This is a genomic window from Streptomyces sp. NPDC048353 (assembly GCF_055587165.1).
On sequence record NZ_JBVJGU010000024.1, the window covers coordinates 1 to 1,783 of the forward strand.

General features: G+C 57.2%; 1 rRNA gene. It reads right to left on the reverse strand.

From position 1 onward, the window contains the following. A 23S ribosomal RNA gene (locus ACZ6RC_RS33325) occupies nt 1-1,727 on the reverse strand; the annotation flags it as partial. Between the last annotated feature and the right edge of the window lie 56 nt (nt 1,728-1,783).

The window sequence follows — 1,783 nt, forward strand, 5'->3', positions numbered from 1 at the left end:
ATGTGTGACGGATTTGCCTATCACACGGCCTACACCCTTACCCCGGGACAACCACCGCCCGGGCTGGACTACCTTCCTGCGTCACCCCATCGCTTACCTACTACCACCTTGGGTCAGCGGCTCCACCACTCCCCTTCACCCGAAGGATCCAGGGCGGCTTCACGGCCTTAGCATTAATGGGCTCGATATTGGGCGTTTCAAAGCGGGTACCGGAATATCAACCGGTTGTCCATCGACTACGCCTGTCGGCCTCGCCTTAGGTCCCGACTTACCCTGGGCAGATCAGCTTGACCCAGGAACCCTTAGTCAATCGGCGCACACGTTTCTCACGTGTGTATCGCTACTCATGCCTGCATTCTCACTCGTGAACCGTCCACAACTCGCTTCCGCGGCTGCTTCACCCGGCACACGACGCTCCCCTACCCATCACAGCGGGCGTTGGCCCTTAATGCTGCAATGACACGACTTCGGCGGTACGCTTGAGCCCCGCTACATTGTCGGCGCGGAATCACTTGACCAGTGAGCTATTACGCACTCTTTCAAGGGTGGCTGCTTCTAAGCCAACCTCCTGGTTGTCTCTGCGACTCCACATCCTTTCCCACTTAGCGTACGCTTAGGGGCCTTAGTCGATGCTCTGGGCTGTTTCCCTCTCGACCATGGAGCTTATCCCCCACAGTCTCACTGCCGTGCTCTCACTTACCGGCATTCGGAGTTTGGCTAAGGTCAGTAACCCGGTAGGGCCCATCGCCTATCCAGTGCTCTACCTCCGGCAAGAAACACACGACGCTGCACCTAAATGCATTTCGGGGAGAACCAGCTATCACGGAGTTTGATTGGCCTTTCACCCCTAACCACAGGTCATCCCCCAGGTTTTCAACCCTGGTGGGTTCGGTCCTCCACGAAGTCTTACCTCCGCTTCAACCTGCCCATGGCTAGATCACTCCGCTTCGGGTCTTGAGCGCGCTACTAAATCGCCCTATTCGGACTCGCTTTCGCTACGGCTTCCCCACACGGGTTAACCTCGCAACACACCGCAAACTCGCAGGCTCATTCTTCAAAAGGCACGCAGTCACGACCCATTGGGTAAACCCAATGAGCGACGCTCCCACGGCTTGTAGGCACACGGTTTCAGGTACTATTTCACTCCGCTCCCGCGGTACTTTTCACCATTCCCTCACGGTACTATCCGCTATCGGTCACCAGGGAATATTTAGGCTTAGCGGGTGGTCCCGCCAGATTCACACGGGATTTCTCGGGCCCCGTGCTACTTGGGTGTCTCTTAAACGAGCCGTTGATGTTTCAGCTACGGGGGTCTTACCCTCTACGCCGGACCTTTCGCATGTCCTTCGCCTACATCAACGGTTTCTGACTCGTCTCACAGCCGGCAGACTGTGAAAAAGAGATCCCACAACCCCGCATGCGCAACCCCTGCCGGGTATCACACGCATACGGTTTGGCCTCATCCGGTTTCGCTCGCCACTACTCCCGGAATCACGGTTGTTTTCTCTTCCTGAGGGTACTGAGATGTTTCACTTCCCCTCGTTCCCTCCACATGCCCTATGTGTTCAGGCATGGGTGACAGCCCATGACGACTGCCGGGTTTCCCCATTCGGAAACCCCCGGATCAAAGCCTGGTTGACGGCTCCCCGGGGACTATCGTGGCCTCCCACGTCCTTCATCGGTTCCTGGTGCCAAGGCATCCACCGTGCGCCCTTAAAAACTTGGCCACAGATGCTCGCGTCCACTGTGTAGTTCTCAAGCAACGACCAGCCACCCATCACCC